At 63.3% G+C, this 26,157-nt stretch carries 25 protein-coding genes; 11 read left to right on the top strand and 14 right to left on the bottom strand.

The window, feature by feature from the left end:
• Window positions 1-1,011 (bottom strand): phosphomethylpyrimidine synthase ThiC (locus VMW12_08640; protein HUZ49791.1); only part of this gene is annotated, 1,011 nt, incomplete at its 3' end.
• A gap of 203 nt (window positions 1,012-1,214) precedes the next feature.
• On the opposite strand from VMW12_08640, the gene VMW12_08635 reads away from it, so the two are divergent.
• From VMW12_08635 to aceF, 3 genes are all read left to right on the top strand, one after another.
• A complete protein-coding gene (locus VMW12_08635) occupies window positions 1,215-2,102 on the top strand; it encodes a DMT family transporter (protein ID HUZ49790.1) in 888 nt (295 codons plus the stop codon).
• An 86-nt stretch (window positions 2,103-2,188) separates the two neighbouring features.
• Complete coding sequence (gene aceE / locus VMW12_08630; protein ID HUZ49789.1) at window positions 2,189-4,852, top strand: pyruvate dehydrogenase (acetyl-transferring), homodimeric type; 2,664 nt, start codon at window positions 2,189-2,191, stop codon at window positions 4,850-4,852.
• A gap of 12 nt (window positions 4,853-4,864) precedes the next feature.
• Window positions 4,865-6,454 carry a dihydrolipoyllysine-residue acetyltransferase gene (gene aceF / locus VMW12_08625; protein ID HUZ49788.1) on the top strand — a complete coding sequence of 530 codons (1,590 nt, stop codon included), beginning with the start codon at window positions 4,865-4,867 and terminating at the stop codon, window positions 6,452-6,454.
• Here the strand turns inward: aceF and VMW12_08620 are convergent.
• Genes VMW12_08620 through VMW12_08590 form a run of 7 tightly spaced genes read right to left on the bottom strand, consistent with a single transcriptional unit; the run spans window position 6,444 to window position 14,049 of the window.
• Window positions 6,444-7,055, bottom strand: coding sequence for a phosphatase PAP2 family protein (locus VMW12_08620; GenBank protein ID HUZ49787.1), 612 nt, complete (start codon window positions 7,053-7,055; stop codon window positions 6,444-6,446). The genes aceF and VMW12_08620 overlap by 11 nt on opposite strands.
• Entirely contained in the window at window positions 7,052-7,948 is an 897-nt protein-coding gene (locus VMW12_08615) for a YegS/Rv2252/BmrU family lipid kinase (GenBank protein HUZ49786.1), read from the bottom strand. The genes VMW12_08620 and VMW12_08615 overlap by 4 nt, the downstream gene beginning before the upstream one ends.
• Before the next feature lie 41 nt (window positions 7,949-7,989).
• Window positions 7,990-8,379 carry an ACT domain-containing protein gene (locus tag VMW12_08610; protein HUZ49785.1) on the bottom strand — a complete coding sequence of 130 codons (390 nt, stop codon included), beginning with the start codon at window positions 8,377-8,379 and terminating at the stop codon, window positions 7,990-7,992.
• Window positions 8,361-9,506 carry a histidine decarboxylase gene (locus VMW12_08605; protein HUZ49784.1) on the bottom strand — a complete coding sequence of 382 codons (1,146 nt, stop codon included), beginning with the start codon at window positions 9,504-9,506 and terminating at the stop codon, window positions 8,361-8,363. The genes VMW12_08610 and VMW12_08605 overlap by 19 nt, the downstream gene beginning before the upstream one ends.
• Window positions 9,507-9,527: 21 nt before the next feature.
• Entirely contained in the window at window positions 9,528-12,278 is a 2,751-nt protein-coding gene (gene acnA / locus VMW12_08600; protein HUZ49783.1) for an aconitate hydratase AcnA, read from the bottom strand.
• Window positions 12,275-13,447, bottom strand: a complete 1,173-nt coding sequence (locus VMW12_08595; protein ID HUZ49782.1) for an HRDC domain-containing protein — start codon at window positions 13,445-13,447, stop codon at window positions 12,275-12,277. The genes acnA and VMW12_08595 overlap by 4 nt, the downstream gene beginning before the upstream one ends.
• Window positions 13,444-14,049 carry a VTT domain-containing protein gene (locus tag VMW12_08590; GenBank protein ID HUZ49781.1) on the bottom strand — a complete coding sequence of 202 codons (606 nt, stop codon included), beginning with the start codon at window positions 14,047-14,049 and terminating at the stop codon, window positions 13,444-13,446. Before VMW12_08590 ends, VMW12_08595 begins: the two co-directional genes overlap by 4 nt.
• A 42-nt stretch (window positions 14,050-14,091) precedes the next feature.
• Between VMW12_08590 and VMW12_08585 the strand changes: the two genes are divergently transcribed.
• Entirely contained in the window at window positions 14,092-14,496 is a 405-nt protein-coding gene (locus tag VMW12_08585) for a vitamin K epoxide reductase family protein (GenBank protein ID HUZ49780.1), read from the top strand.
• Window positions 14,497-14,628: 132 nt separating this feature from the next.
• Here the strand turns inward: VMW12_08585 and VMW12_08580 are convergent, their stop codons facing one another.
• On the bottom strand, window positions 14,629-15,246 hold the full coding sequence (locus tag VMW12_08580) for a hypothetical protein (protein HUZ49779.1): 618 nt from the start codon (window positions 15,244-15,246) through the stop codon (window positions 14,629-14,631).
• Between the two features lie 311 nt (window positions 15,247-15,557).
• Entirely contained in the window at window positions 15,558-15,974 is a 417-nt protein-coding gene (locus VMW12_08575) for a hypothetical protein (GenBank protein HUZ49778.1), read from the bottom strand.
• Window positions 15,975-16,018: 44 nt separating this feature from the next.
• Here VMW12_08575 and VMW12_08570 point away from each other — a divergent pair, with 44 nt between their 5' ends.
• Together VMW12_08570 and VMW12_08565 are read left to right on the top strand one after the other, a co-directional pair.
• Window positions 16,019-16,681, top strand: a complete 663-nt coding sequence (locus tag VMW12_08570; protein HUZ49777.1) for an NUDIX hydrolase — start codon at window positions 16,019-16,021, stop codon at window positions 16,679-16,681.
• Window positions 16,678-17,607 (top strand): MBL fold metallo-hydrolase, encoded by a 930-nt coding sequence (locus VMW12_08565; GenBank protein ID HUZ49776.1) that lies wholly within the window; start codon window positions 16,678-16,680, stop codon window positions 17,605-17,607. The genes VMW12_08570 and VMW12_08565 overlap by 4 nt, the downstream gene beginning before the upstream one ends.
• Here VMW12_08565 and VMW12_08560 read toward each other — a convergent pair.
• A complete protein-coding gene (locus tag VMW12_08560) occupies window positions 17,588-18,583 on the bottom strand; it encodes a zinc-binding dehydrogenase (protein ID HUZ49775.1) in 996 nt (331 codons plus the stop codon). The genes VMW12_08565 and VMW12_08560 overlap by 20 nt on opposite strands.
• 10 nt (window positions 18,584-18,593) lie before the next feature.
• Window positions 18,594-20,939: a TonB-dependent receptor gene (locus VMW12_08555; GenBank protein HUZ49774.1), complete on the bottom strand. Its 2,346-nt coding sequence runs from the start codon at window positions 20,937-20,939 to the stop codon at window positions 18,594-18,596.
• A gap of 132 nt (window positions 20,940-21,071) precedes the next feature.
• On the opposite strand from VMW12_08555, the gene VMW12_08550 reads away from it, so the two are divergent.
• Genes VMW12_08550 through VMW12_08530 form a run of 5 tightly spaced genes read left to right on the top strand, consistent with a single transcriptional unit; the run spans window position 21,072 to window position 23,274 of the window.
• Complete coding sequence (locus VMW12_08550) at window positions 21,072-21,326, top strand: hypothetical protein (protein HUZ49773.1); 255 nt, start codon at window positions 21,072-21,074, stop codon at window positions 21,324-21,326.
• Between the two features lie 4 nt (window positions 21,327-21,330).
• A complete protein-coding gene (locus VMW12_08545) occupies window positions 21,331-21,561 on the top strand; it encodes a BolA family protein (protein HUZ49772.1) in 231 nt (76 codons plus the stop codon).
• Between the two features lie 19 nt (window positions 21,562-21,580).
• Window positions 21,581-21,937 carry a glutaredoxin domain-containing protein gene (locus VMW12_08540; GenBank protein ID HUZ49771.1) on the top strand — a complete coding sequence of 119 codons (357 nt, stop codon included), beginning with the start codon at window positions 21,581-21,583 and terminating at the stop codon, window positions 21,935-21,937.
• Window positions 21,938-21,942: 5 nt separating this feature from the next.
• Window positions 21,943-22,788, top strand: a complete 846-nt coding sequence (locus VMW12_08535) for a sulfurtransferase (protein HUZ49770.1) — start codon at window positions 21,943-21,945, stop codon at window positions 22,786-22,788.
• Window positions 22,789-22,848: 60 nt separating this feature from the next.
• Window positions 22,849-23,274: a hypothetical protein gene (locus tag VMW12_08530; GenBank protein HUZ49769.1), complete on the top strand. Its 426-nt coding sequence runs from the start codon at window positions 22,849-22,851 to the stop codon at window positions 23,272-23,274.
• 189 nt (window positions 23,275-23,463) lie between these two features.
• Here VMW12_08530 and VMW12_08525 read toward each other — a convergent pair whose 3' ends face one another.
• Both VMW12_08525 and VMW12_08520 read right to left on the bottom strand, forming a co-directional pair.
• The gene (locus tag VMW12_08525; GenBank protein HUZ49768.1) at window positions 23,464-24,879 is read right to left on the bottom strand and encodes a metallophosphoesterase; all 1,416 of its coding nucleotides are present in this window, start codon (window positions 24,877-24,879) and stop codon (window positions 23,464-23,466) included.
• Window positions 24,768-26,157: hypothetical protein (locus tag VMW12_08520; protein ID HUZ49767.1), on the bottom strand; the 1,390-nt coding region annotated here is incomplete at its 5' end. The genes VMW12_08520 and VMW12_08525, both read right to left, overlap by 112 nt.

Raw genomic sequence — 26,157 nt, 5'->3', positions numbered from 1 at the left:
CAAACCGTCGCCGAGCGAGAACGCAACGTCGTACGCCTTCATGATCTCGCAGATGTCTTCGAAGTGCGTGTAGAGGAAGTTTTCCTGATGGTGCGCGAGGCACCACTTCGCCAAGATCGATCCGCCCCGCGATACGATCCCGGTAATTCGCGCGGCCGTGAGCGGCACGTATCGCAGAAGCACTCCGGCGTGAATGGTGAAGTAGTCGACGCCCTGCTCCGCCTGCTCGATCAGCGTGTCGCGGAAAAGTTCCCACGTGAGCTCTTCGGCTTTGCCGTTGACCTTTTCGAGCGCCTGATAGATCGGCACCGTTCCAATCGGCACCGGGGAATTACGCAGAATCCACTCGCGCGTCTCGTGAATGTTTTTGCCGGTGGAGAGATCCATGACGGTATCCGCGCCCCAGCGGGTCGCCCACGTCATCTTATCGACTTCTTCTTCGATCGTCGAGGCGACCGCCGAATTGCCGATGTTGGCGTTGATCTTTACATGGAAGCCGCGGCCGATGATCATCGGCTCGCTCTCGGGATGATTGATGTTGGACGGAATGATCGCGCGGCCGCGCGCGACTTCCTCGCGCACGAATTCGGGTTCGACGCCTTCGCGGATCGCGACGAACTCCATCTCCGGCGTGACGATACCCTTGCGCGCGTAGTGCATCTGCGAAACGTTAGCGCCCGGCTTGGCACGACGGATCGTGCGTTTGCTTTCAAACCGGATGGCATCGAGTTCGTGCATCGCTTCGCGGCCGCGCCGATACACCGACGTCGGCTTTTCCAGCACCTCGGTATCCCCGCGCAGATCGATCCAGCGTTCGCGCAACGCGGCTAACCCCGTTCGCACGTCGATCGTCGCATCGGTATCCGTATAGGGCCCGCTCGTGTCGTACACGGCATGCGTGGTGCCGTCGGTCAGCGCGATTTCGCGCATCGGTACGCGAATCGACGGGTCGCCGCCCTGCACGTAGATCTTGCGCGAGCCGCCAGTCGCCGCCGCTGCTGTCATCGCCATGAAATATCTCCTCTTCCCACGCCGGCATTATCCGGATCGGGTGTGGACTCCGCAATTCGGAATCGCGACGGTCGGCGCGGTGACCGCGCCCTCTCAGCCCGCTTGCAGCGAGCTCCCGTTCGCCGATTGTTGGCGTTATCGCCAACGAAATCCCCGCTAGCTAGCCAAGGTTACGGCGGTACGGGGACCAAACCCGTGCCGCTGTGCTTCCTTACCTAGTCCTGGGCGGGGCTCAGCTTGCGGTGGGCGCGGCGGCAATCTTTGCGCGGTACGCGCTGGGCGGTGCGCAGCCGATTGCGGTAGCCGCCGGCCGCCTCACCATTGCCGCGCTCATCCTGCTGCTGGTCTCGGCAATTCGGCCCACGCGGGAGACGCTGACGCCCCGCGCCCGCCTGCTCCTGTTCTTCGCCGGGGTCGCGATGGCGATCCACTTCGGCACCTGGATTGCCTCGCTGGACTACACGAACATCGCGGTTTCCACGCTTTTGGTGACGACCACGCCGATTTGGACCGCCGCCTACGATGCGGTGGTGCATCGCCGCGGACTGAGCCCGGCTGCTCTCGGAGCGTTCGTCGTGGGCGGCATCGGGCTGATTATGGTCGTCGGCTTCGACCGAACGCCGCCGCCGTTCCGCGGGCACGACCTGTTGGGCGCCGGCCTGGCGCTCGCCGGCGCGGTCGCCATCGGCGCGTACTTCACGCTCGTCCGTGAAGTACGCGGGGATCTGGGCACGCGTACCATCGTCACGCACACCTACACCTGGGCGTCGCTCGGGCTGTTGATCGCCGCGATGCTCGCCCACCAGCCGTTGCCGCCCGCGAGCGCAACCGGCCCGTGGCTGGGCATCTTGGCGATGGCGCTCGTCTCGCAGTTGCTCGGACACACCGCACTGAACGCCGCCCTGCGCTGGTTTTCGCCGAGTGCGGTCGCCTTTGCGACGCTGCTCGAACCCGCCATCGCGGCCGCCTTGGCGCTCGCGATCTTTCACGAAGCCGTCCCCGCGCCGGCGATCGCCGGCGGGGTGTTACTGCTCGCGGCAATCGGCGTTGCCCTGAAAGAAGACCGCATCGCTTTCAGCACCGAAATGTAGCCCTTAGAATTGGACTGATGCGGCCTGTCGATCGGATCGATCCACCTGCAAGGGATTCGCAAACTCTGCGGAATGGAAGCGTTATTATGAGCGCGTTCGTACACGATCCCGACCCGCAAGAGACCACCGAGTGGCTCGATGCCATGCGCGGCGTTTTGGCCGCGGAAGGCCCCGACCGAGCCCGCGCCTTACTCGAGCAACTCGTCGACGAAGCGCGGCGCGGCGGCGCCCACGTTTCGCTCGGGCTTGAAACGCCGTACGTCAATACGATACCGCCCGAACGCGAAGCATCGATGCCGGGCGATCGCGAACTCGAAGCGCGCCTGCGACACTACGTGCGCTGGAATGCGATGGCGATGGTCGTGCGCGCGAACAAAGCCTCATCCGAACTCGGCGGCCACGTCGCGAGCTTCGCATCCGCCGCCACGCTGTACGACGTCGGATTCAATCACTTCTGGCGCGCGCCGACGGAGACGTTCGGCGGCGACATGGTGTTCATGCAAGGCCATTCGTCGCCGGGAATCTACGCGCGCGCGTTTCTCGAAGGACGCATCACCGAATCACAACTCGAACATTTTCGGCAAGAAGTCGACGGGAACGGGCTCCCATCGTATCCGCACCCGTGGTTGATGCCCGAGTTCTGGCAGTATCCGACGGTCTCGATGGGGTTGGGGCCGATCATGTCGATCTATCAAGCGCGCTTCATGCGCTACTTGCACGATCGCGGTCTGCGCGATACCGCCGATCGTAAGGTGTGGGCGTTCCTCGGCGACGGCGAAATGGACGAGCCCGAATCGCTCGGAGCCGTCTCGCTCGCCGGGCGCGAACAGCTCGACAATCTCATCTGGGTGATCAACTGCAATTTGCAGCGTCTCGACGGGCCGGTACGCGGAAACGGCAAGATCATTCAAGAGTTGGAACGCGTATTCAAGGGCGCGGGCTGGAACGTTATCAAAGTCATCTGGGGAACCGGATGGGACGCACTGCTCAAGGCCGATAAGAGCGGCAAGCTCGTGCAATTGATGACCGAGACGATCGACGGCGATTATCAGACGCTCAAATCGCGCAACGGCAAATACGTGCGCGACGAATTTTTCGGCAAGTATCCGGAAACCGCGGCGCTGGTGGCCGATTGGACCGACGACGAGGTTTGGGCGCTCGCGCGCGGCGGGCACGATTCGCGCAAAGTCTTCACCGCCTACAAGGCCGCGGTCGAGCATAAGGGCCAACCGACGGTCATTCTCGCAAAGACGATCAAAGGCTACGGCATGGGCGAAGCCGGCGAAGCGCGCAATATCGCCCATCAGGCGAAGAAAATGGATCTCGAGGAGATGCGCGTGTTTCGCGATCGCTTCAATATACCCGTGAGCGACGCGCAGATCGAGAGCATACCGTTCTATCGTCCGCCCGACGATAGCGCCGAGGCGAAATATCTTCGCGATCGCGTGCACGCGTTGGGAAGCTTGCCGCAACGGCGGCGCACCTCGGCTTCGCTTCCGGTTCCGGCGCTCTCGGCATTCGACGGGCAACTCAAAGCCACGGGCGAGCGCGAGATATCCACGACGATGGCGTTCGTGCGCATCCTCAATACCATCGTCCGAGATGCGACCGTCGGGCCGCGCGTCGTGCCGATCGTTGCGGACGAATCGCGCACCTTCGGCATGGAGGGCATGTTCCGGCAACTTGGGATCTACTCGTCGGTGGGGCAGCTCTACCATCCGCAAGATGCCGAGCAGCTGATGTGGTATCGCGAAGATCAGCACGGCCAGATCCTCCAAGAAGGCATCAACGAAGCCGGCGCGCTTTCGTCGTGGATCGCGGCGGGAACGTCGTATAGCAACCACGACCTGCCGATGGTTCCGTTCTACATCTTCTACTCGATGTTCGGGTTCCAACGCATCGGCGATCTTGCGTGGGCTGCGGGCGATAGCCGAACCCGCGGTTTTCTGCTGGGCGGCACCTCGGGGCGTACCACGCTCAACGGCGAAGGACTGCAGCACGAAGACGGCAGCAGCCAAATGATGGCCTCGTTCATCCCGAACTGCAAGAGTTACGATCCGACGTTCGGGTACGAAGTGGCGGTCATCATCCAAGACGGCCTGCGCCGCATGCTCGCCGAGCAAGAAGATGTGTACTATTACATCACGCTGCTCAACGAAAACTACACCCATCCGGCGATGCCGGAGGGATCGGCCGACGACATTTTGCGCGGCATGTACCTCTTGCGCGACGGCGGGAAGCCCCATAAAAAATCGCCGCGCGTGCAGCTCTTCGGCTCCGGCGCAATCCTGCGCGAAGTGATCGCCGCCGCCGATCTGCTTGCGGAGGATTGGAACGTACAGAGCGATATCTGGAGCGTGACCAGCTTCAACGAATCCGCGCGCGACGGCGTCGACGCTCATCGGCACACGCTGCTGCACCCGGGCGAGAAGCCGCGATTGAGCCACGTGGAACGCTGCCTCGAAGGGCGCATCGGCCCCGGCATAGCGGCGACCGATTACGTGCGCGCTTACGCCGAGCAATTGCGCCCGTACGTCGGCCGGCGCTACGTGACGCTCGGGACCGACGGCTTCGGACGGAGCGATTACCGGCGCAAGTTACGCACGTTCTTCGAGGTGAACCGCCACTACGTCGCGATCGCGGCGCTCAACGCGCTCGCCGACGAGGGCACGATCGAACGCAGCCTCGTCGCTGAGGCGATCGCGAAGTACGGTATCGATCCCAATAAGCCCAACCCCATCACGGTATAAGGAAGCTACGTCATGGAGATACGCGTTCCCGACATCGGCGGATTTGCCGACGTTCCCGTGATCGAGGTGTTGGTGAAGCCCGGCGATCGCGTCAATCAAAACGATTCCTTGGTCGTGTTGGAAAGCGATAAAGCGTCGATGGAAGTGCCGTCGCCCGCGGATGGCGTGATCGAAAGCATCGCGGTTCAGGCCGGCGATAAGGTCAGCCAAGGCAGCGTCATCGCTACGCTCAAAGACGAGCCGGGCACGGGCGCGAAGGCCGCTCCCAGCGACGTGGTTGCGAAGCCAACACCCGCCGATGCGGCGCAGCCAGCGCCGCCGCCGACCGCCGCGGCGACGAGCCTCATCGAACTGCGCGTACCGGATATCGGCGACTTTAAAGAGATCCCCGTCACCGACGTGTTGGTGAAGGCAGGCGACACCGTCGCGAAAGAAGCCTCGATCGTCACGCTCGAGAGCGATAAGGCTTCGATGGACGTGCCGGCGAGCACCGCCGGGACGATCGAAGAGCTGCGCGTGCGCGTTGGAGATCGCGTCTCGCAGGGCACGGTACTCGCGACGCTACGCACCGCGGCTCCGGCAACTCCCGCACCTGCGCCAACCCCGGCAGCGCCGGTCGCTGCGGCCGCGCAACAAGCTCCAATCGTTCCGGCGCGGCCGGCTGCCGCGCCGATGCCGCAACCGGCCGATGCCGGAATCGTCCACGCGAGCCCCGCGATCCGTCGCTTCGCTCGCGAGCTCGGCGTGGATCTGCACGGCGTGCGCGGGAGCGGCCCAAACGGACGCGTCACGCGCGAGGACGTACAAGGCTACGTCAAAGGCGCACTGCAAGCCGCACCGGGCGCGTCGGCGTCCGCCGCGGGCTTCCCCGGCCTACCCGCGTGGCCCAACGTCGACTTCGCGCAATACGGGACGATCGAACGCAAGCCGCTCTCACGCATCAAAAAAATCTCCGGGCCGAATTTACACCGCAACTGGCTGCAGATTCCGCACATCACCAACTACGATCAAGCCGATATCACCTCGCTCGAAGCATTCCGCAACGAAGTGAACGCGGAGCAAGCCAAGCATGGCGGCCCGAAGCTGACGATGCTCGCGTTCCTGATGAAAGCCTGCGTTAGCGCGCTCCAGCACTTCCCCGAGTTCAACACGTCGCTCGCGGGCGACGAACTGGTGTACAAACGGTATTACAACCTCGGCTTCGCCGCCGACACTCCGAACGGGCTGGTCGTGCCGGTGCTCAAAGACGCCGACCGCAAAGGCCTGCTCGAGATCGCGGCCGAGACCTCCGCGCTTGCCGCCAAGGCTCGCGACGGAAAGCTCGGATTAACGGATATGCAAGGCGGAACGTTTACGATATCCTCGATCGGTGGGATCGGCGGAACGCAATTCACGCAGATCGTCAACGCTCCCGAAGTCGCGATCCTGGGTGCGACGCGCGCCGCGATGCAGCCGATGTGGGACGGCTCGGCCTTCCAGCCGCGGCTGATGCTTCCGATCAGCGTCAGCTACGATCACCGCGTCATCGACGGCGCGGGCGCAGCGCGGTTTCTCGTGTACGTCGCAAACGTGCTCGGCGATTTTCGCCGGCTCATGCTATAGCTCGCAGTCGCAGCAACATCGCGAGTATCGCACACATCCAAGCCGATCCGAAGAGGATACCGCCGAAGACGTCGGTCGGGTAATGCGCGCCGAGCGCCACGCGCGACCAGCCGATCCCGATCATCCACGCCGCTAACGCTGCGCCCACGACGAACCCGATCCCCGGCGGCATGGGAACCTCCGCGAGCGCGAGCAACCAGCCGCCGAAAAAGACGATCGCCGTCGTTGCGTGCCCGCTCGGGTACGAAAGCCCGCGCTCGCGGCGCGCAAGCCAATCGTCGGGACGCTCGCGCGAGAAACGCCGTTTGAGCAATTCCACAAAGCCTTGGGAGAGCAACTGCGAGACCGACACTCCCAGTGGAATCCACAGCGGCTTCTTCAACAAGTAAAACCCGAGCGTTGCAAGGGCCCCGATCGCCAGCAAGGGCAACCCTCGTCCGGAGCGGGTAAAGAGCAGCGCCAATTCCGGGAATGCACCGCGCACCCTTGCGCCGTCAATATCGATCCGCGTCAACGGGCGCGTCGAAACGAACGTCCCTAAAAAGAAAAACGCGAGAAAGAGCGCGATAGAGAGGCCCCACAGTACGACCGCCGGCGTCACGGCGCCGTCGCTTCATCCGGGGCCAGGGGCACCATGACGCGCAATGCGTTCGCCGCCACGGAGAATTTCGCCGGCGTGTATCCGAACGCGCTGCCGTCGATGGCGATCGGCTGGCGCTTCTTTGTTTTGATCGTAAGCTTCGCGGCCTGGAAGTAGTGCGCGTCCGGAAGATCGGTCTGCGTCCAATTGAGAAATGCCAGATACATCCTCATTACATCGAGGCGCCCGGGGCCGGCGGTCGTAAAGAACGCCAATCGTCCGCTGGTCACCGTCGCGTCCGGCAATATCGGCGTATTACCGAAATATCGACCGCTGGCGACGATCATCTGGTGCGTCTCCAGCGTGAGAGCGTTCCGCTCCCACGACACATTCGCGACAAACGCTCGATGTTTGAGCATCGGGAGAATGGCGGAGAGACCGTAGGCCGCACCGCCCACGATTTTTTTCAAGAGTTTCGGCGTACTCTCCGCAATTTCGCTGCTCAGTCCGATGGTCGCAAAGTTCGCAAAATACTCGCCGTTGACGACTCCCAGATCGACGCTCGCCACCCGCCCGGTGAGAATGGTGCCGATGGCGTCTTCAATCGTCGGCTTGATGCCGAGGCTCTGGGCAAAGCTGTTCCCGGTACCGGCCGGAATCACGCCCAGAACGGCCTTCGTATGCGCGAGCGGGCCGACGGCCGCGGCTTGGCTACCATCGCCGCCTATAACCAGAATGAGCGTATGCCCGGATTTTACCGCGCGTTTCACACGGCGACGGATTTCCTTGCGGTTCTCCACCTGGTGGGCCTCGACGATCGAAACTCCGCGGGTGACAAGCGCCTTCGATACCTCGGCAAACGCCGCAGGACCGTTCTTGGAAGTGAGATGCCCGATCAAAACCGCTTCACGCATGAAGGGTCTATTCCCGGAAAAACGCCGCCCCTACCGATGCGCTACAGCGCGGTCCCGCCGAGCACTCCGCGGGCTCGCTCGTTGTCGTCGGTGCTGATGGCGACCAGCGCGTAGCCCTCCTCGCGAAGGACGTGATGCATCGATCGAATGTTGAGGTGCGCGTCCGCGAGTTGGCGCGACAGGCGCGCGAGCGCACCCGGGCGATCTTCGATCCGCGCCAACAACACGCCGTCGGTCACGGCATCGTACCCCGCACCGGTCAGCGTCGCGAGCGCTCTGTCTCCCTCTTCCACTTCGATGCGAACGAGCGCACCCGAGCCGTGCGTTTCCACCACGATCTGCGAGATGCTCACCTGCGCATTTGCCAAGCATTCCGTCAGTTCGGCCAAAAGGCCCGGACGGTTCGGTACGATCACCCGGATACTCTGCATGCTTCCTCCTTGACGATTTGCTCGGCCCGCATATCGCCTACGAAGGCGTCGACTTGTTCGCGCATCACGTTCGGCAGCACGAGGACGTGCGCGATCGGTCCCGCCGTCGCGAGTTGCCACTTCGCCCGCAACGCCTCGCTGGTCCGCGGAAAGACGACCGTGATGGCATTCGGATTGCGCCACGCCAAGACTCCAGCCGCCCGTAACGATCGTTCTAGATACGATGCCAAGTCGAGCGAATGTCTTAGACGCCGGCGAATGCCGTCCAGCCCCAACTCCCGCAGGCGGTACCAGAGCATCAGCGGCGTAAAACCGTTTCGCGATCCGGTGATCGTCGTATCGAGGCTCCCGATATAGTCGATCGCGCGCGCGATGCGCTGCACGTTGTGCTTGCGCGCGATGACCACGCCGCACGGAATCGGCGCGCCCAAAAATTTATGGCCGCTCACGGCGATCGAATCCGCGCCGTCGACGAAATCGTACGATGGGCGCGGCTCCAATAAGCCGGCATACGCACCGGCGAGGGCGGCATCCGAGTGGATGTAGCGCTCGTGAATCGCAAGGTCGTCCATGATCGAGACGATCCGCGCCACGTCGTCGCGTGCCTCGGTCATGGTGGTACCGATGTTGGCAAAAATGATCGGTGGCACGTCGCGATGGATTTTCAGCGTTTCGCGAAGATCTTCATAATCGATTTCGCCGCTGGACTGCGAACGGATCGTAATGTGCCGCATGCCCAGGAAGTGCAAGTTCTTCGCGACGCTGTAATGCGTCTGCTCGGAGTAGTACACCATCCCTTTCGGGAGCAACTCGCGCGCCAAGTACAGGCCGTAGAGATTCCCTTCGGTTCCGCCGTTGGTGACGTAGCCCCACCAATCGTCCGCCGGCGCGCGATAGAGATCGGCAAAGAACCCGACCACTTCGCGCTCGAACTCGCGCGTCTCGACGCGATAGGTGGCCTCGGCGAACGGATCGCCGACGTTATTGATCGGAAACCTGAGAAACGGCGCCAGTTCGGCGTAATCGAAATCCTTTGCGGACGGATAGCCGAGCGAAACGGCGTTCGCTTCGCCTAGACGCGCGTGCAGCACATCCAGGCGTTCGCGATCGGCATCCTCCAGGCTCATGCTTCGTTCTTTACGCTACGGCTATTTTTGCGCGTCGCGGAGTTGGCGCAGCACGTACTGCAAAATGCCGCCGTGCCGGTAATATTCGGCCTCGTCCGGCGTATCGATGCGCAGGCGCGCCTTAAACGTCAGCGCCCGGCCGCTTTGCGGATCGGTGACTTTGACGTCCACGTGCATGCGCGGTTTTAGGCCCTTCTCGACGCCGGTGATCTCGAAGATCTCCTCGCCCGTGAGCGCGTACGTGGAAGCGTCGGCCCCGTCGATATATTCGAGCGGCAATACGCCCATGCCGATCAAGTTGCTACGATGGATCCGTTCGAACGACTCGGCGATCACCGCCCGCACGCCGAGCAGATTGGTGCCTTTGGCGGCCCAATCGCGCGACGAACCGCTGCCGTACTCTTTGCCGGCCAACACCACGAGCGGCGTGCCGTCCGCCTTGTACTTCATCGCGGCATCGAAAATAGACATTTGCTCGTTGGCCGGCAGATAGCGCGTCACGCCGCCCTCGACTCCGGGGACGAGACGGTTGCGTAAGCGCACGTTGGCAAACGTGCCGCGCATCATCACTTCGTGGTTGCCGCGGCGCGCGCCGTAAGAATTGAAGTCCTTCGGCTCGACGCCGTGCTCCATGAGGTATTTCGCCGCGGGGCTCGATTTCGCGATGTTTCCGGCCGGCGAAATATGGTCGGTGGTGATCGAATCGCCCAAGAGCGCAAGCACGCGCGCGCCTTTGATATCGCGAACGGCGGCCGGCTCCGCGGGCATGTTCTCGAAGTACGGCGGCTTCTTGACGTACTCGGATTTGGGGTCCCATGCGTAGCGCTCGCTTGCCGCGACGTCGATTTTCGCCCAGTTGGCGTCACCTGCGAAGACGTCCGAATAGCGCGCCTTGAACATCGCGTCGGTCACGCAGCGCGCAACCGTTTCAGCGATCTCGTCGTTGCTCGGCCAGATATCCTTGAGATACACCGGCCGGCCGGCACGGTCGGTGCCCAGCGGTTCGGTCGTTAGGTCGATATCCATGCGTCCCGCCAGCGCGTACGCCACAACCAACGGCGGCGACGCAAGATAATTCGCACGGACTTGGGGATGGATGCGTCCTTCGAAATTGCGGTTACCGGAAAGCACCGCCGCAACGATGAGGTCCTGTTCGGCAACGGTCTCGGCAACGTCGATCGGGAGCGGGCCCGAGTTGCCGATACAGGTCGTGCAGCCGTAGCCGACGATGTTGAAGCCGAGCGCGTCGAGAGGATCTTGCAGGCCGGCCTTGGCCAAATAATCCTTGACGACTTTCGAACCTGGCGCGAGCGACGTCTTGACCCACGGTTGCGACTGCAATCCCCGCGCGACCGCATTGCGCGCCAAAAGCCCGGCGCCGATCAGCACCGATGGATTCGACGTATTCGTGCACGACGTAATCGAAGCGATCACTACCGCCCCGTCGGCAACGTCTTTGGCCGTGTGTGCGATGGTGGCCGTCTGTCCGCCGCCTTCGCCTTCGAAGCGCGCAACCGCGGTATTCGACCCGTCGCGAGCGGCGGACCATTCGTTCATGGCGGTTGCGAACGAGGTCTTCACGTCGCGAAGGGCCACTCGGTCCTGCGGCCTGCGAGGCCCCGCCAGATTCGGCTCGACCGTCGAGAGATCGAGATGCAACACCTCGCTATACTCGGGATCGGGCGTGTCGTCGGTGCGGAAGAGGCCTTGTGCTTTCGCGTACGCCTCAACTAACGCGATGTGCTCCGCCGAGCGTCCCGTTAGACGCAAGTATTCTAGCGTACGGTCGTCGATCGGAAAGATGCCGACGGTCGAGCCGAACTCGGGCGACATGTTCCCGATCGTGGTGCGGTCCGCAACCGGAAGCGCGGAGAGCCCCTTGCCGAAGAACTCTACGAATTTGCCGACGACCTTTTTCTTGCGCAACATCTCGGTAACGGTCAGCACGAGATCGGTCGCCGTAACGCCTTCGGGTAATTTGCCGTCGAAGCGGAATCCGACCACTTCCGGAATCAACATCGTTACCGGTTGGCCGAGCATCGCCGCCTCGGCCTCGATGCCGCCGACGCCCCACGCCAGCACGCCCAGGCCGTTGACCATCGTCGTGTGCGAATCGGTTCCGACCGCGGTGTCGGGATAGGCAACGGCGCCCCGCGCATCGACGCCGATGCCGGCACCGCCCGCGCCGAAAATGACGCGCGCTAGATACTCGATATTGACTTGATGCACGATGCCGGTATCGGGCGGAACCGCGCGGAAATTCGAGAGCGCGGATTGTCCCCATTTGAGAAACGCGTAACGCTCTTGATTGCGTTCGAATTCGAGATCCGCGTTTTTAACGAAGGCGTCGTTCGAACCGAAGTAATCGATCTGCACCGAATGGTCGATCACCAGTTCCACCGGCTGCAGCGGGTTGATCGCTTTGGGATCGCCGTTCATCGCGGCCATCGCATCGCGCATCGCGGCGAGATCGACGACGCACGGTACGCCGGTGAAATCTTGTAACAGCACGCGCGCCGGACGGAACGCGATCTCGCGATCCGGCGGCTGATGCGGGTTCCACGTCGCAAGCGCCTCGATATCGCTCTTACTGACCGAGCGGCCGTCTTCAAATCGCAGCAGATTCTCGAGCAGAATCTTGAGCGAGAACGGCAGTCGCGAGAGCTTCGTCAGCCCCGCGCGCTCGATCGCATCGAGCCGATAGTACGTGTAGGAGCGATCGCCGACGCGGAGCGTATCGGCGGCATTGAAGCTATTTGCGTGCTGATTCATGGCGATAGAAGTATTTTGGGATCGCCTGCCGTGTAGCCTTCGATTTCCAAATGTAACTCGCCCGACAAAAGTCGCCAAAGCGGCTCGACGACGAGGCCCGCGCGCCAGCTCGAGATCCCGAGCGCCGCTTCCAGGGCCGCGCGATCGCCTGGAACTTCACGCGCGACGCGCTCGAGCGAAGCCCGTGGAACCAAGAGGCTGGGCGGCAATTCGTGCGTGCGCGCGATCTCGCCGACCAGCACGCCCATCACCGCTGCAACCGTGTCGCGCGAAGTTCCCAGCGGTCGCTGGGGGCGCTGCGGCAACGCGTCTTCGGGGAGGGCTTCGCCCCGCGCCACGGCGTCGACGATCGCCTGCCCGAATTGGCGGCGCACGCCTGCTTCGAGCCGGCGCAACTGCGCCAAATCCTCGACCCGTTTGGGCCGCAGGGTCGCGATCCCGGCCACGATATCTTCGGCCATGATGTATTTGAGCGGCAGGTCGCGCTCGCGGGCCAGCGCGTCGCGCAGCTTGACGACCTCGCTGAGTACGCCGAGCTCGCGCCGATTCATCCGCATCGCACCGGGAATGCGCAGATACGCGCGGCGCTCGTCGGCACGATAGCGCTCGATCCCGCCCAGCGCCTGGCTTTCCTCCAGGGCCCACGCGTAGCGCCCCTGCGCCTGCAATCGCTCCACGAGCGTGTCGTACATCGGCAGCAAATGCACCACGTCGTCCACGAGATACTCGAGTTGCCGCTCCGAAAGCGGGCGCGTCGACCAGTCGCTCACCGTCTGCGATTTTGCCAAACGCACGCCGCGTAGATCGCGCACGAGATCCGCCAGGGAAATTTGCATCCCAAACCCCAAGAACGCGGCCGCCACTTGCGTATCGAAAACGCTTGAGGGAACGCTATCGAAGCGCTCCGCAAAAATCTTGAGATCCGACGAAAGCGCGTGGCCGATAACGAGCGTTTCGTCGAGAGCCGACAGGAGCGGCGAAAGGTCGCCGATCGCCAACGGATCGACGATCGCTTCGCCGTCGTCGAACGCTAGCTGCACAACCATCAACCGCGGCGAGTACGTGCGTTCGGTGTGAAACTCCGTATCCAACGCGACGCGTTGCGCGTCCCGCACGCGACGAGCCAGCGCCTCCAGGCTCTCTTGCGAATCGATCAGTTCGAAACTCACGGTGTCGCGGTTACCTTCGGCAGGCGATGGAAGTGAAAGTGCGGATGATGGTGCTCCCAGTAGATGTGCGCCCGCGTTTCGTATCCGTGAACGACAACCGTCACGCGGTCACCGAAAATCGCGAGCAACGTGCAAATGGGAATTGCAATCGCGCACATCGTCCACACGTGCACCCAGATAGGCACTCGAAAGGTCGCCGCGCTCGCGGTTGCTACGGTACCGCCGAAGCCGGGAATGATTCTGACGGCAAGCAAAAACGCCGGCGATCCGACCGGGAATCGCTTCACCCAAGGGGGGAGCCGTTTGAGGTAGGAGTCGATCTCCATCATGTGCGACGCGCGGCGGTTGATCCAATAGCCCAGCAGAGCTGCCAGCACGAGCCCGATCGCGTTGACGATCGACCCGTAGAACGGCCCGAAAATCGCGCCGTTCATCACCGCTAGAGCGTCGGTTACGGAGAACGGTGCCGCAGCCACCACTGCAAAGATCGCAACCGCGAGCGGGTATGCCGACGGACCTACCGTCCGAATGAAATAGTCCACCTGGGGCTGAAAGCGAATGACCAGCGCCGCCAGCGTAAAGGAGACCAAGAGGATCGCCAATGCAGCTAGGCGCCGCAGTAAACGCTTCAGCGGGGAAATAGGGTGGAGCTCCGGCTAGTGATCACGGTGTTGTGCGGTGTTGGTCTCTACGCTGCCCTTTTCATGCTAAGGAAGTCCGTAAAGGCCGCCCGCGGCGAACTGAGGGAGCCCAGCGTCGTCCAGACATCGCGAGCGCGTCTCCTCGGTCGCATACCGAACGCCCTCCTGGGCGCCGCATACTATCCCGCATTCGGGATCGCGGTTTGGTTCGCGAATCGCCCGTGGGAGATACTAACCCTGCTCACTATTTGCGCCTTCGCGGCAGCCGTCTCCGCCGTTCTCGCATACTCGCTCCTCTTCGTAACCCGCATGCCCTGCGTCTACTGCTGGACGTCCCATGCCATCAACTGGTCGCTAGCCCTCTGCTACGCGATTTTTTCTCTCCCGGCCCTTGGCGTCGGGCGGTGAGTTTGATATTATCCTGTTCTCCTATATCGGAGGGCGTCGGCGCGCGTAGCGAGAGACTGCGGCCCGGCGAACGGCAAACAAAAAAAGGGCTGCACGATTGCGCAGCCCTTTTGCTTTTCGGCGAGGCCGTCGTTACATCGAACCGGACTTCCGGAGCCCGTACACCGAGGCCAGGTCGTTCATCGCCTGATTCAGCACAGCGTGGTAGTCGGCGTCAGCCGCAATACCGTACTTCGCATCGATGTCTTTCATCACTTGGTCGTGAATCGGATGCGAAACGGCGCGATCCAGCATTACTTCGACGTTGAACCCGTCGCCGGTCTGGCCCGCGCCCCACAGCGCCGCTGCAAGAGCTTTGCCGTTCTTCGGATTCGGGCTCGGCTTGGCCGGAAGCGCGATGTGCTTCTCGGTCACGATCTTGAGCGTATCCGCAACGACGAAGTCGAACACTTTAACGAAATTGCCGACCTTGGCCGAACCGAACTTCTTGGTGAGCGACGCAACTTCGGCGCCCGTCTTAGCGCCGGCCAGCGTATGCACCAGCGTCAACGTGCTGAAGTGGGCCGGGCCGCCGCCTGCGATCACCATCGAGAGCGTAACGGGAAGTGCGGGTGCTCCGGTATACACGCCCGGGCCGGAGAAACGCGACGGAGCATCCGTAACGTTCGGCATCATCGAGGCCAGGGCCGGAAGCGCCGAGAGGCTCATAACGCCCGCGAAGGCCAGCGCCTTCATCAATCGAGATTTCATAAAATTCCACAAACCTTTCATTCTTGGGTCGCGCACTCGACATCGAGCCGCTCGCCGAGCTTACGAGAACAGAACGGAGGCTCGTGGACTTTGGATGTAGGTATAGGGTGGGGTTTGCGTGCTGGTGGGTGATGGGAGAGCACACAACCCGTATGGGGGGACGCCAAAAAATTTCATCCATGAAATTTTTTAGCTCGAGCACTTTTCCGACAGAACAAGTTCGGAAGTGGCCATCCTGGCCAGGTCGGAAAAGCTGCACGCCCCCCATACGGGCCGTGTGCTCTCCCATCACCCACCAGCGCGCGCCGCGCTTAGTGTACGAGCGTGATGACGTCGGCTTCGAGGGTGCCGTCGGGATTCGGGTGCCCTTGCACGTCGACGACTTGCCCGGATTGCAGCGTCGTGCCGCGCGGGTTGATGATCGTTCCTTGGTGCAGATGGATATTGCGATACTGATTGAGCGGCATCCGCACTTGCAGATTGAAGCGCTGGAAGAACGTCACCACGCCGCGGACGTGGTTCGGATCGACGCCGTAACCGGCGGTCGCGTCTCCGGCGAGTCTCTGCACGATGCCCTGCACGATATTCCCGATGTTTGCGGGGATCGCGGGCCAACCGGAGGGTGAGGCCGTCGGGCTCGGCGACGGCGACGGGGTGGTTTGGGCGATGGCCGGCGTAGCGATGAGCAACAGGACGCTTGCGGCGGCGGCGATAACTCGCGAGTTCATATACTCGGCAACGCCCCCACGCCCCCGGAGGTTCCATTCGCTCCGTGCGACTCGCCGCCACCGTCATGCTCGTACGACCGGGCGCCTCCAGCGGCATCGAGCTGTTCCTGTTGCGCCGTAGCGCGCGCAGCACGTTCGTGCCCGATGCGTACGTCTTTCCGGGCGGTACCGTCGAGGCGCAGGATTACGACGTAGCCAGTGATCGCGCGGTTGCCGGCGTCGCGGCGCAATTTCGCGCCACCGTTCCTCGCGAGCTTCCAACCGATTGCTCGCCGGTCGGCGAGCGCGATGCGGCGGCGCTCGTTCGAGCGGCGCTGCGCGAGTTGCACGAAGAGGCCGGCGTGCGTTTACACGATGCCGGCGCGCTCTCGCTATTTTCGCATTGGATCACGCCGCCGAGCGAGCCGCGGCGATACGATACGCACTTTTTCATCGCATCGGCTCCGCTCGATCAACTAGCACAAGCGGACGCGGTCGAAACGCACGACGGCGTGTGGATCTCGCCGCAGCGCGCGCTCGAGCGTTCGCGGGATGGCGCACTGTATTTGGTCTATCCGACCATCAAGCATCTGGAGCGATTGCTGCCCTTCGCTACCGTCGATGAGGCGATCGCGTTCGCACGGAGGAAACCGATTCTGACGATCATGCCGAGCGACTCACCGGCTAACGGATTTACGATGCCGGCCGCGCTCGAGAACCTCTGGTGAGCCGGATTCAACTCGTGCGCGCGCCGAATCCCTCGGCGATGACGCTCAGCGGCACGAACTCGTACTTGATCGATGCGGGCGGCGGAGAGGCTCTCGTGATCGATCCGGGACCGATCATCGAGCGACATCTGGAAGCGTTGCTCGCGGCGGCACGCGAGCGCAATCTGCGCATTACGGCGATCGCGTTGACGCACGGACATCCCGATCACGCACCGGCGGCGGCGCCGCTCGCGCGCGCTACGGGCGCTCGGATCTACGCGCATCCAACGTCGATCGTGCCGCATGATGAAGCCTTCGCACTCGACGGCACGCTGCGGATACGCGATCTCGCGCTCGATGTCGTCGATGCGCCGGGCCATACGTTCGATCACGTTGCGTTCTTCGAACCGGCCGAGGGCGCGCTCTTTACCGGCGACGTTATCTTGGGCGAAGGAACCGTCGTGATCGCGCCGCCGAGCGGTGCGATGCGTCCGTATCAACGCACGCTCGCGATGCTGGGCGATCGATTCGGCGACGCGCGCCGGATCTATGGAGGGCACGGGCCTGCGGTCGAAGACCCGCGTTCGAAGATCGCGGAGTACATCGCGCATCGCGCGTTGCGAGAACGCGAATTGATCGAAGCGCTCGAGATCGCTCCGCAGACGATTCCGGAATTGGTGTTGCGGATCTACGGGCCGGGCCGCGCGATCCTATGGCCGGCCATGGCGCGGCAGATGCTTGCGTATCTCATCGCGCTCGCCGCCGAACGTCGCGTCGAAGCCGTCGCCGTCGATCGCGCCATGACCGACGAGGAGACGGCGATTCTCAACCCGCCGTGGGAAGCGATCGTCGGCATAGAGCATGCCGCACTCATTGCGGAGGAACTCGGGTCGATGCTACGGTTGGATCGGCTCTATCGCTACAGCGTTACGCGATCCGCAGGATGATTTTGCCGAATTGCTCGCTCGACGCCATGCGTTCGGCAGCGGCGGCCGCTTCGCTCATCGGGTAGACGCGATCGATCACGGGTTTGAGCCCGCGGCCGAAGACTTCGAGCATCGCGCGAAAATCCGCCGGGCTTCCCATCGACGTCCCACGGATATCGACGTGATTCCAAAACAGCGAAAAGAGTTTGATCGCGGATTCGCCGCGCGTTCCGCCATAGATCACGATGCGGCCGCCGGGGCGCACCGCCGAGAGCGATTTGGCCAGCGTATCGCCGCCGGAAGAATCGACCACGAGATCGATCGGGCCGGCCTTGCGCGCGATCTTTTGCCAATCCTCGCTGCGGTAGTCGATCGCAACGTCGGCACCGAGTTGCTTCGCGCGTTCGAGCTTTTCTTCGCTGCCCGAGGTGACGATGGCACGCGCGCCGACCGCCTTCGCATAGAGCAGCACGAACGTTTGCACGCCGCCGCCGATGCCCGGGATCAGCACGGTCTCGCCGCTGCGCAATTCGCCGCGCGTAAAGGTCGCGCGATAAGCGGTCAAACCCGCCAACGGCAACGCCGCGGCTTCTTCCATCGAAAGATCGGACGGTTTCGGATAGACGTTGATCCGCGGCACCACGACGTACTCGGCGAACGTGCCGTCACGCGGCATGCCGAGAATCGATGCGCCGGGAGCCCACACGTGCGGATCGTTCCCCCAGCCGAGCATCGGGTTGATGACGACGGGCGCGCCGAGTTCTAAATCGTTGACGCCGGCGCCGACCGCTGCGACGACACCCGCCCCGTCGGAACCGAGCGTGCGCGGCAGTTCGATGCCCGGGTACAGGCCTTGCGTAATGAACACGTCGCGCCGATTGAAGGCTGCCGCATGGATCCGTACCAGCACCTCATCCGCGCCGGGAGTCGGGCGATCGATCTCTTCGAGCGTTAGTTTGGCCGGGCCACCGAGTTCGTGCAAGCGCACGGCCTTCATCGTCGTCACGTCAATGCTTCACCGTTAGAATGACGCGAATGCCGAACGGTTCGACGTAGAGCGCGTCGGTGGGGAGAGGTCCATACTGCGGACCACCCGTCGCCGGGTCCTGCCCGACGATGCCCCGATACGGTATTCCCCCGCCGAACAGCGTGAAGCGGCCGGCCGCATCGTTGAAGACGTTGGTAGCAGCGAGCGACAGGTCGACGTGCGGACCGAGCGCCTTACCCACCAGGGCATTGACGATGGTGAACGGCGTTTGACTCAGTTCGTTATTGAATCCGCGGAAATTCGCCGTGGTGGAAGCGTGCCAGCCGTTCTGCGCCCAGTCCAATTCGAGCGAGCCCTGTTGCTGCGGAATTCCTAAGAACTGCGCGTTATTCACGAGGTTGCCGCCGGAGGTCGGGTTCGAAAACGACGCATCCAGGCTAGTGGGATAGGCGACGTTGAGGCCGTACATCGCGGTGAGAAAGAGATGCTGCGGTGCGAAGCGCTGGACGAAGCGTACTTCGGCCCCTTCATAGACAGCGTTGCCGTCGTTGCTGTTGTACGAGACGCAGCCCGGAATCGGATTGGTGGGTGAATTCGCCGCACAGAGCCCGGCGTTCGCAGCCGCGAGCGGATAGTACACTTCGATCGGGTTGCGCAGATTGGTGCGATAGAGCGAGACGTCGAGCGTCGAGTCGCTGGAAAATTGGTGCGAGACGCCGAGTTCGTATTCGGTGGCATGCTCCGGGTGCTCGTTCGCATTCCCTTGCCCCAGAAAGACGCCGAACGCGTCCTGCGTGAGTTGGTCGAGCGGGAACTGATAGCGCTCGATCAAGAGCGGGGCGCGGAAACCGGTGCCGAGCGAAAAGCGCAGCGCGGTGCGCGGATCGGTATTGTAGATCGCGCCGAAGCGGCCGTCGAGATTCGAGCCGAAACTGGTGTATCGCGATTCGAAGAGACCGGCATCCAAGCGCAGCTTCGGCGTGGGGCGGAAGCCGCCACGTGCGAAGAACACGTTGATCGTCTGCCCGAGATTCGGCTGCGATCCGCTCGGATCGACAAAGCCGAGAGATTCGTAGCGTGTATATCCGCCGATCGCATACTGCGCGGCGGCGAACGTCCGCTGCCAGGTCAGTGCGCCGTTGTAGCGGCGATCGATGTGCGTGACGTCGTATGGAGCCGACGAGACGCCGCCGTTGAGGTTGACGCCGTTATCGCTCTCCGAAATATCGCTCGTCAACTCGCCGGCGCCCAGCGGCGCGCGCGCGCGAACCTGATATGCGCGAATCGTCTGCGCGAGCGTTTGATTACCGGGCCCGATAAATTGCCCGAACGTTTGATCGGTCGGATTTCCGTCGATGCCGTTTACCGCGCTGCTTTGGTCGCGCACGTCGCCCAGCAGAAACACGCGCGCGGTGATGTCCGCGTTCTGCGAAAAGGTCCACGTGAGCGAGCCTAAACCCAGATGCGCGGCGATCGAGGAACCCAGCGCCGTGGGCGCCGGCGGTGCGGGGGCGGGCGCTCCCGCCGGCGTGAGGGCGTACAACGGCACCGTTTGCTTGACGTATCCGGTTTCGTTCTGATCGTCCAACGCGAGTGCGTACCCGAGGCGGCCCTGCGTTCCGGTCGTGTTGAGCCAGCCTTCGCTCTGCCCGAACGAGCCCCCGGAGAGCGAGGCCGCGTAGTGCGGGTCGCGCGTCGGGCGCAGTGAGATCAGGTTGATCGCGCCGCCGAACGTATTGCTGCCGTTGCTGTCTTCGGGTCCCAGCCCTTCGGTAACGTCGATCGAGGAAAACGCCGCCACCGGAAAACGCGAAAGATCGACATCGCCGGTATTGCCGTCGTTCAAGAGTTGGCCGTCGAGCGCGACGAGCGATTCGGAGGGGTCGGGGCCGCGCAACGCGACCACCGCGATAGCGCTCGATGCGCCGCCGTCGGGACGCGCGAACGTTGCTCCGGGCAGTGACTGCAGGCCGTCGACGACACGAGAGTCGCCGCTGCGTTCCATATCCGCGCGTGTGATCTGAATCTGCGGAATCGCTCCCTGAATCGGCGCCAGACGGCCGTCAACGGTCACGCTACCGATCTGACGCAGCGCGGGAGCGTCGAGAGCTTCGAGCGCGATCTGAACCTTCACGTCCGCTGAGGCGTTCACGGCCACCGTCACCGGAGCGTAACCGCGCACCGAAGCATCGAGCTGGTAAGCGCCCGGCGCCACATGTACCGCAAAATCCCCGCGGGCATCGGAGCTTGTCTGGGCGTTCACCGTCCCGCGAAGCTCGATGTGAACGCCGGCAAGCGGGGCGCCCGACGTTGCGTGAACGTTGCCGCTCAGCAGGCAGCAGGCGGCCAAAAGGAGTGAATGCACGAGGGCTCCCTCAAGAAAAACGGACGACGGTCAGCAAAGGGTTCCACCCTTATATCGTGGCCCGCGCTGAGAAAATCCTGAGGCGCCCGGACCCCAGGCATCGCAGGCATCGCCGCCGTAAGCTACGGTTCTATGAGTAAGGGTACCAGCATCGCGAAGGCCATTTTTCGCGGACTAGCGCGGACGTCGAAGACTTTTTCGTTAGAGATCGGCCCGCTCCGCGCCTCGGGGGTACCGGCTCTGCTTTTGGGCGTCACCGGCATCGTGCTGGCAGGCGGCGTCACGGCCCTGCTCGCACGCCAGGGAGAGCGGCTCCCCGAAACCCTCCGCGAAGCGCGCGGGTTGGCGGAATCGCTGCGCACTTCACGCCCCCGTTTGCAGCCATAGGACGATGATCGATACACCCGCCCTCGTAGCGCTGATCCGTGCTAGCATTCCCGATGCCCAGGTTGACGTCGTCGACCGCACGGGCACGATGGATCACTTCAACCTCAAGATCCGCTCGCAAGCCTTCGCCGGCCGCCCGCTGCTCGAACAGCATCGGCTCGTCTACGGAGCCCTTGGGGACGCGCTCAAAGACGGGCGCGTTCACGCGGTCGAAATCACCACCCTCGTCGAATAATAGAACGATAGGACGCATCATGTCGGAGCAACTCCAGGCCGAAATCGAACGCGAGATCGGCGCCAACACCATCCTCGTGTACGGTAAGGGCACCAAGACGATGCCTCGTTGCGGCTTCACGCTCGAAACGATCGAATTTTTCACGCGCTTCGGCTATCCGTTCGAAGTGATCGACGTGCTTGAAAACATGCCCAAGCGCGAAGCTCTTGCCGAGATGACCAATTGGCCGACGCTGCCGAAGGTCTTCATCAAAGGCGCGTTCTTCGGCGATACCGATATCTTGGGCCCGATGGCGCAAAACGGCGAGCTGGAACGGGTGCTCAAAGAAGCGTTCGGCTACGAAGCCACGCCGAAGACCACGATCAGCCTCCACTAGCTCGCATGGCGAACACCATCGTATCTGCCCAAGAGCTGCGCGCGCACTTGGGCGACCCGCGCTGGGTTGCGATCGATGCTCGCTACGCGCTGGGCGATGCGAGCTTCGGCCTGCGATCGTACCGCGAAAGCCACATTCCCGGCGCATTCTATGCCGATCTCGGACGCGATCTCTCGGGCGCGAAGACGGGAACGAACGGGCGCCATCCATTCCCCGACCCGACGACGTTCGCCGCGTTTCTCGCCTCCCTCGGCGTCGATGACGACACGCAAATCGTCGCGTACGACGCGGGCGGCGGCGACATGTTTGCGGCGCGCTTGTGGTTTCTCGCCCGGTGGATCGGGCACGACGCTGCCGCCGTGCTCGACGGCGGTTTCGCAGCGTGGCAACAACACGGCTTTCCGACCAGCGGCGACGTGCCTGCGGCTCCGCCGCCCGGATCGATACGCGCATCGCTGCAAACCGCGCGCACCGTCGACGCGGCATTCGTCCTGAACCACTTGGGCTCCGACGCGATGCGCGTGCTCGATGCTCGCGGCAGCGACCGCTTCGCGGGACAGAACGAAACGATCGATCCGGTGGGCGGACATATCCCGGGCGCGACCAATCGTCCGTTCAAAGAAAATTTCGGCGCCGACGGCGCGTTCAAGCCGCCCGAGCAACTGCGCGCGGAGTTTGAAGCGCTCGGCGTGCCTGCCACGGCCATCGTCCATCAGTGCGGCTCCGGCGTATCCGCGTGCGTCAACCTGCTGGCGATGGAACGCGCCGGTCTCCTCGGCTCCCGCCTCTTCGGCGGCTCCTGGAGCGAATGGGTGGCCGATCCGGCCCGCCCGGTAGCAACCGAGTCGTAGCTCTACCGCCCAGCAACGAAGCAGGTTCAAGCCGCTCGACTTTTCTCCGAACATCCTTCCATGGGGCGTTCCATCGCGTTAACGATGCTGGCCACGCTGCTTCTCGCAGCTCCTTTCACCTGCGTGCAAGCGCGCTCGCGCCTCGCTCCCGCCGACGAATACTTCGGCCACCTCAAGATGAGCATTCTCGGCATGCGCAACGAGTTGAATCGCATTCGCGGCCGCGTCGACGGCGATAACGCGCATGCCGATCGCCAGCTCGGCTTATGCGCGGATGTCGAAAACGCCATCGAAGATTTCGGATCGAAGTATCCGCACGACACGTGGCTCTCCGGCATGACCGTCGATCTCGAATACATCTACGCGCACATGCACTCCACCACCGCGCACGCTCGCGCGGAGCATTTACTCGCCTGGGTACACGATCGCTTCCCGCGCTCGCCCATGGAAGAGCACGTGCGGCTCGCATTGGAGCGGCGTCGCTAGGAGCTCCGGCGCGTTGCGTGTAGTCCAGGCCGGTTAGGGGGAGGCTGTGTGCGGGGCGTGCAGCTTTTCCGACCTGGCCAGGATGGCCACTTCCGAACTTGTTCTGTCGGAAAAGTGCTCGAGCTAAAAAAATTCATGGATGAATTTTTTTGGCGTCCCCGCACACAGCCTCCCCCTAACCGGCCTGGACTACACGCGGCGCCGGCGTCGGCGAACGAACAAGACGATCGTAGTTAACGCACCCAGCGCGATCGCGATGGCCGCTCCCAACGCGAGCGCTCTACGCGTCGTGGTGTGCGCGCAGCCCGCGTAATCGATCGTCGGCACGCGTTGCGCGCACCATGCGTAGCGCCAGTGCGGTTGCTTAACGCGAGTGGACCAACTCACGGCTTGTGCTTGCCAACGCGCGCGTAACGATGGGTCCCGCGCAATGCGGCGATGGACATCGGCGAGCGCGCGTCCGTCGAAACGCGCGATCCCGAACGAACGATCGAGCGAACCTGCGGAACGCCAACGCTGCGCCACTTCGTCGAAGTATTCGGTACGCACGTCCGCAAGGCTGCCGTTTGGTTCGACCGCAACGACGTAGAACGCCGGATTGTTGTCGTAGACCGGCGAGATCGACGAGATCACCAGCGCAGGAGTGTTGCCGATCGAGCGCAGTTCGAAACGATGCGTGTGGCCGAACAGCGCCCAGCGAATGCCCGGAGCTTGCACGTCGTGCACGAAGGCAGCCTGCGCGTTCGAGCGTAGGAACGGTACGTTCAAAAAACCCCGAAGCAGCGCCGTCGTGCCGGCGTCGATGCCCGGTGGAATGTGGCTCACGATTGCGCTCGAACGCCCGCTTTGGACTTCGCGCGCGAGCCATGCGCGCTCGGTAGCGGCGAGATCGCCACGGGCGGGTTGGCACGGGCCGCCCGCAAAAAATGACCACGGGATGTCGTTGACGACGAGTACCCGTAGGCGGCCGTTCAATACGTCGTCGCTGTAAAAGCCGCCGTGGAGAAACGTTCGCGCGAAGCTCGTGTGCGCGCCGCCGCGCTGCACGAGCGGTAGCCAGATACGTTCGAGCGCGCGCTGATACGAGCCGCCGTCTTCGCTCCGATAGTCGCCGCAGTAGTCGTCGTTATTGCCGAGCGCGACGATGAAGCGCGCATGAGGGAAGGCGGTGCCGAAGCGGTGCGCGATCGCGCGCATCGCTCGTACGGCCGCCGTCTGCGCGTCTTCGTGATGTTGCGCGGCGAGTTGGGCAAAACGATGGGCGAGAAAATCTCCGGCTATCACCACGACCGGCGGGTGCGGGTTGACCCGGAGCATCTGCGCGAGCGTTGCGTCCAGGAGCGCGGCATTGCTGTCTTTACCGTATCCGGCCGGGGATGCGCCGGCGGCAAATGGATCGAAGTGGATGTCGCTTACGACCAGCCATTGCTGCGCCGCGCTCGCCGGGAGCGCGAGCGCGCACGTGAGGGCCAGCAGCGCTGCGAAAGCGCGGATCATCCCGGCAGCGGCGATGGTGTCGGCGCCGGGGTGGGAGGCGTCGCCGGAGCGGGCGGCGGGCTCGGCTGCGGCGGTAGAGCGTTCGTCTGAATCTGCGGCATCGCGCATGCCGAATAGGCTAACGCGGTCAACGCTACCTGGCCGCACCAGTAGGCATGCCAATAGCCGTTCGTGATGGGCGCGCGTCCGCTGCCGCCGTCGTAGAGCCGATCGAAGCGCTCGCGCGTGCTTGGATCGGTAAGCATCGCGCTATGCAAGCGCTGTAGACCCGTGGCGTCGAAGGCCTTCACGCCGTAGGTCCGATCGAACGCGTACTCGTTGCGCCAGCGCGCCTCGCCGTGGATGTTTCTTTTGGAGAGAGCGGCCAAGCCTTGAAGCGTGAAGACCGTTTCATCGGTGATGTATGCCGGATTGCCCGCGATGCCGGCCACGACGAACGACGGGTTGTTCGCAAAAATCGGGCTGATCGACGGCACGATCTGCAGCGGCACGGCGTAGACCGACGACGGGGACGCAACGATGCGAAAATCGTTCATGTGCTCGTGCCCGAACGTGGCGAGGGCCACGTATTCGTTGGGGTCTTGGAGCAATCCGATCAACGTATCGTTATAGGGCTGCGCCAGCATCATCGTTACCGTTCCCGAAACGGCGGCATGGAGCGTCGCATGCACGTCGACGCCGGGTGGAATGTGGCCGATCACCCATGCCTGGCTACCGCTCGGAATCGATTTGAGCGCTTTCTCGAACCACGCCATCTCGGCGGCGCCGGGGTCGCTTCCGGCAACGCCGCACGCGTTCCGGTATTTCGGCGACCAATAAATATCGTCGAGGACGATCGCCACAAGATGCTCCGCCGGCAACGGGACCTCGTAGGAGCCGGTGGCGGAGAATTGCGCCGTAAAATCGGCGGCCGGAGCGTCGGCAACGGCGGGGGCCCACGCTTGCGCCATGTGGGCCAAGAACGGGCTGCCCGGCGCGCTTGCGTAATCGCCGCAGTAGCTGTCGTTGTTGCCGATCACCGGCAGCACGTGGGAGCGCGGAAAAGCGGTTTGAAATTCGAGCGCTAGAAACGCGATCGTCTTATCGACGAAGGCGTCGTACTGCGCTTCGCTTTGGCGCGGTAAGGCGGCGTCGAAGCTCTTGCGAAACCCGTGCGCCAGAAAATCCCCGCCGATGATAATCTGCGCCGGTTCCGGCGTGGCCGATTTCATCGCATCGAGCGCCGATTCCAGCAACGCGAAATTCGTATCGGAGCCGTATCCCGAGAATCGCTGCGCGTCGGCGGAGGTGAAGATCGAACGCCAACGGTTCGCGGGGGACTCCGCGAGCCGCTCGACGATCGCCCGGTCCGCAAACGGGTCGAAGTGGATATCGCTCAAAAGAATG

The sequence above is a fragment of the Candidatus Dormiibacterota bacterium genome, from assembly GCA_035532835.1.
Classification (GTDB): domain Bacteria; phylum Vulcanimicrobiota; class Vulcanimicrobiia; order Vulcanimicrobiales; family Vulcanimicrobiaceae; genus DAHUXY01.
This window is presented reverse-complemented; position numbering and strand designations above follow the sequence as displayed.

Coding starts and splice junctions, on each gene's coding strand:
- aceE (HUZ49789.1), top strand. CDS start 2,189: ATGAGCGCGTTCGTACACGATCCCGACCCGCAAGAGACCACCGAGTGG.
- aceF (HUZ49788.1), top strand. CDS start 4,865: ATGGAGATACGCGTTCCCGACATCGGCGGATTTGCCGACGTTCCCGTG.
- VMW12_08615 (HUZ49786.1), bottom strand. CDS start 7,948: ATGCGTGAAGCGGTTTTGATCGGGCATCTCACTTCCAAGAACGGTCCT.
- VMW12_08610 (HUZ49785.1), bottom strand. CDS start 8,379: ATGCAGAGTATCCGGGTGATCGTACCGAACCGTCCGGGCCTTTTGGCC.
- VMW12_08605 (HUZ49784.1), bottom strand. CDS start 9,506: ATGAGCCTGGAGGATGCCGATCGCGAACGCCTGGATGTGCTGCACGCG.
- acnA (HUZ49783.1), bottom strand. CDS start 12,278: ATGAATCAGCACGCAAATAGCTTCAATGCCGCCGATACGCTCCGCGTC.
- VMW12_08580 (HUZ49779.1), bottom strand. CDS start 15,246: ATGAAATCTCGATTGATGAAGGCGCTGGCCTTCGCGGGCGTTATGAGC.
- VMW12_08575 (HUZ49778.1), bottom strand. CDS start 15,974: ATGAACTCGCGAGTTATCGCCGCCGCCGCAAGCGTCCTGTTGCTCATC.
- VMW12_08560 (HUZ49775.1), bottom strand. CDS start 18,583: ATGAAGGCCGTGCGCTTGCACGAACTCGGTGGCCCGGCCAAACTAACG.
- VMW12_08550 (HUZ49773.1), top strand. CDS start 21,072: ATGAGTAAGGGTACCAGCATCGCGAAGGCCATTTTTCGCGGACTAGCG.
- VMW12_08545 (HUZ49772.1), top strand. CDS start 21,331: ATGATCGATACACCCGCCCTCGTAGCGCTGATCCGTGCTAGCATTCCC.
- VMW12_08540 (HUZ49771.1), top strand. CDS start 21,581: ATGTCGGAGCAACTCCAGGCCGAAATCGAACGCGAGATCGGCGCCAAC.
- VMW12_08535 (HUZ49770.1), top strand. CDS start 21,943: ATGGCGAACACCATCGTATCTGCCCAAGAGCTGCGCGCGCACTTGGGC.
- VMW12_08530 (HUZ49769.1), top strand. CDS start 22,849: ATGGGGCGTTCCATCGCGTTAACGATGCTGGCCACGCTGCTTCTCGCA.
- VMW12_08525 (HUZ49768.1), bottom strand. CDS start 24,879: ATGCGCGATGCCGCAGATTCAGACGAACGCTCTACCGCCGCAGCCGAG.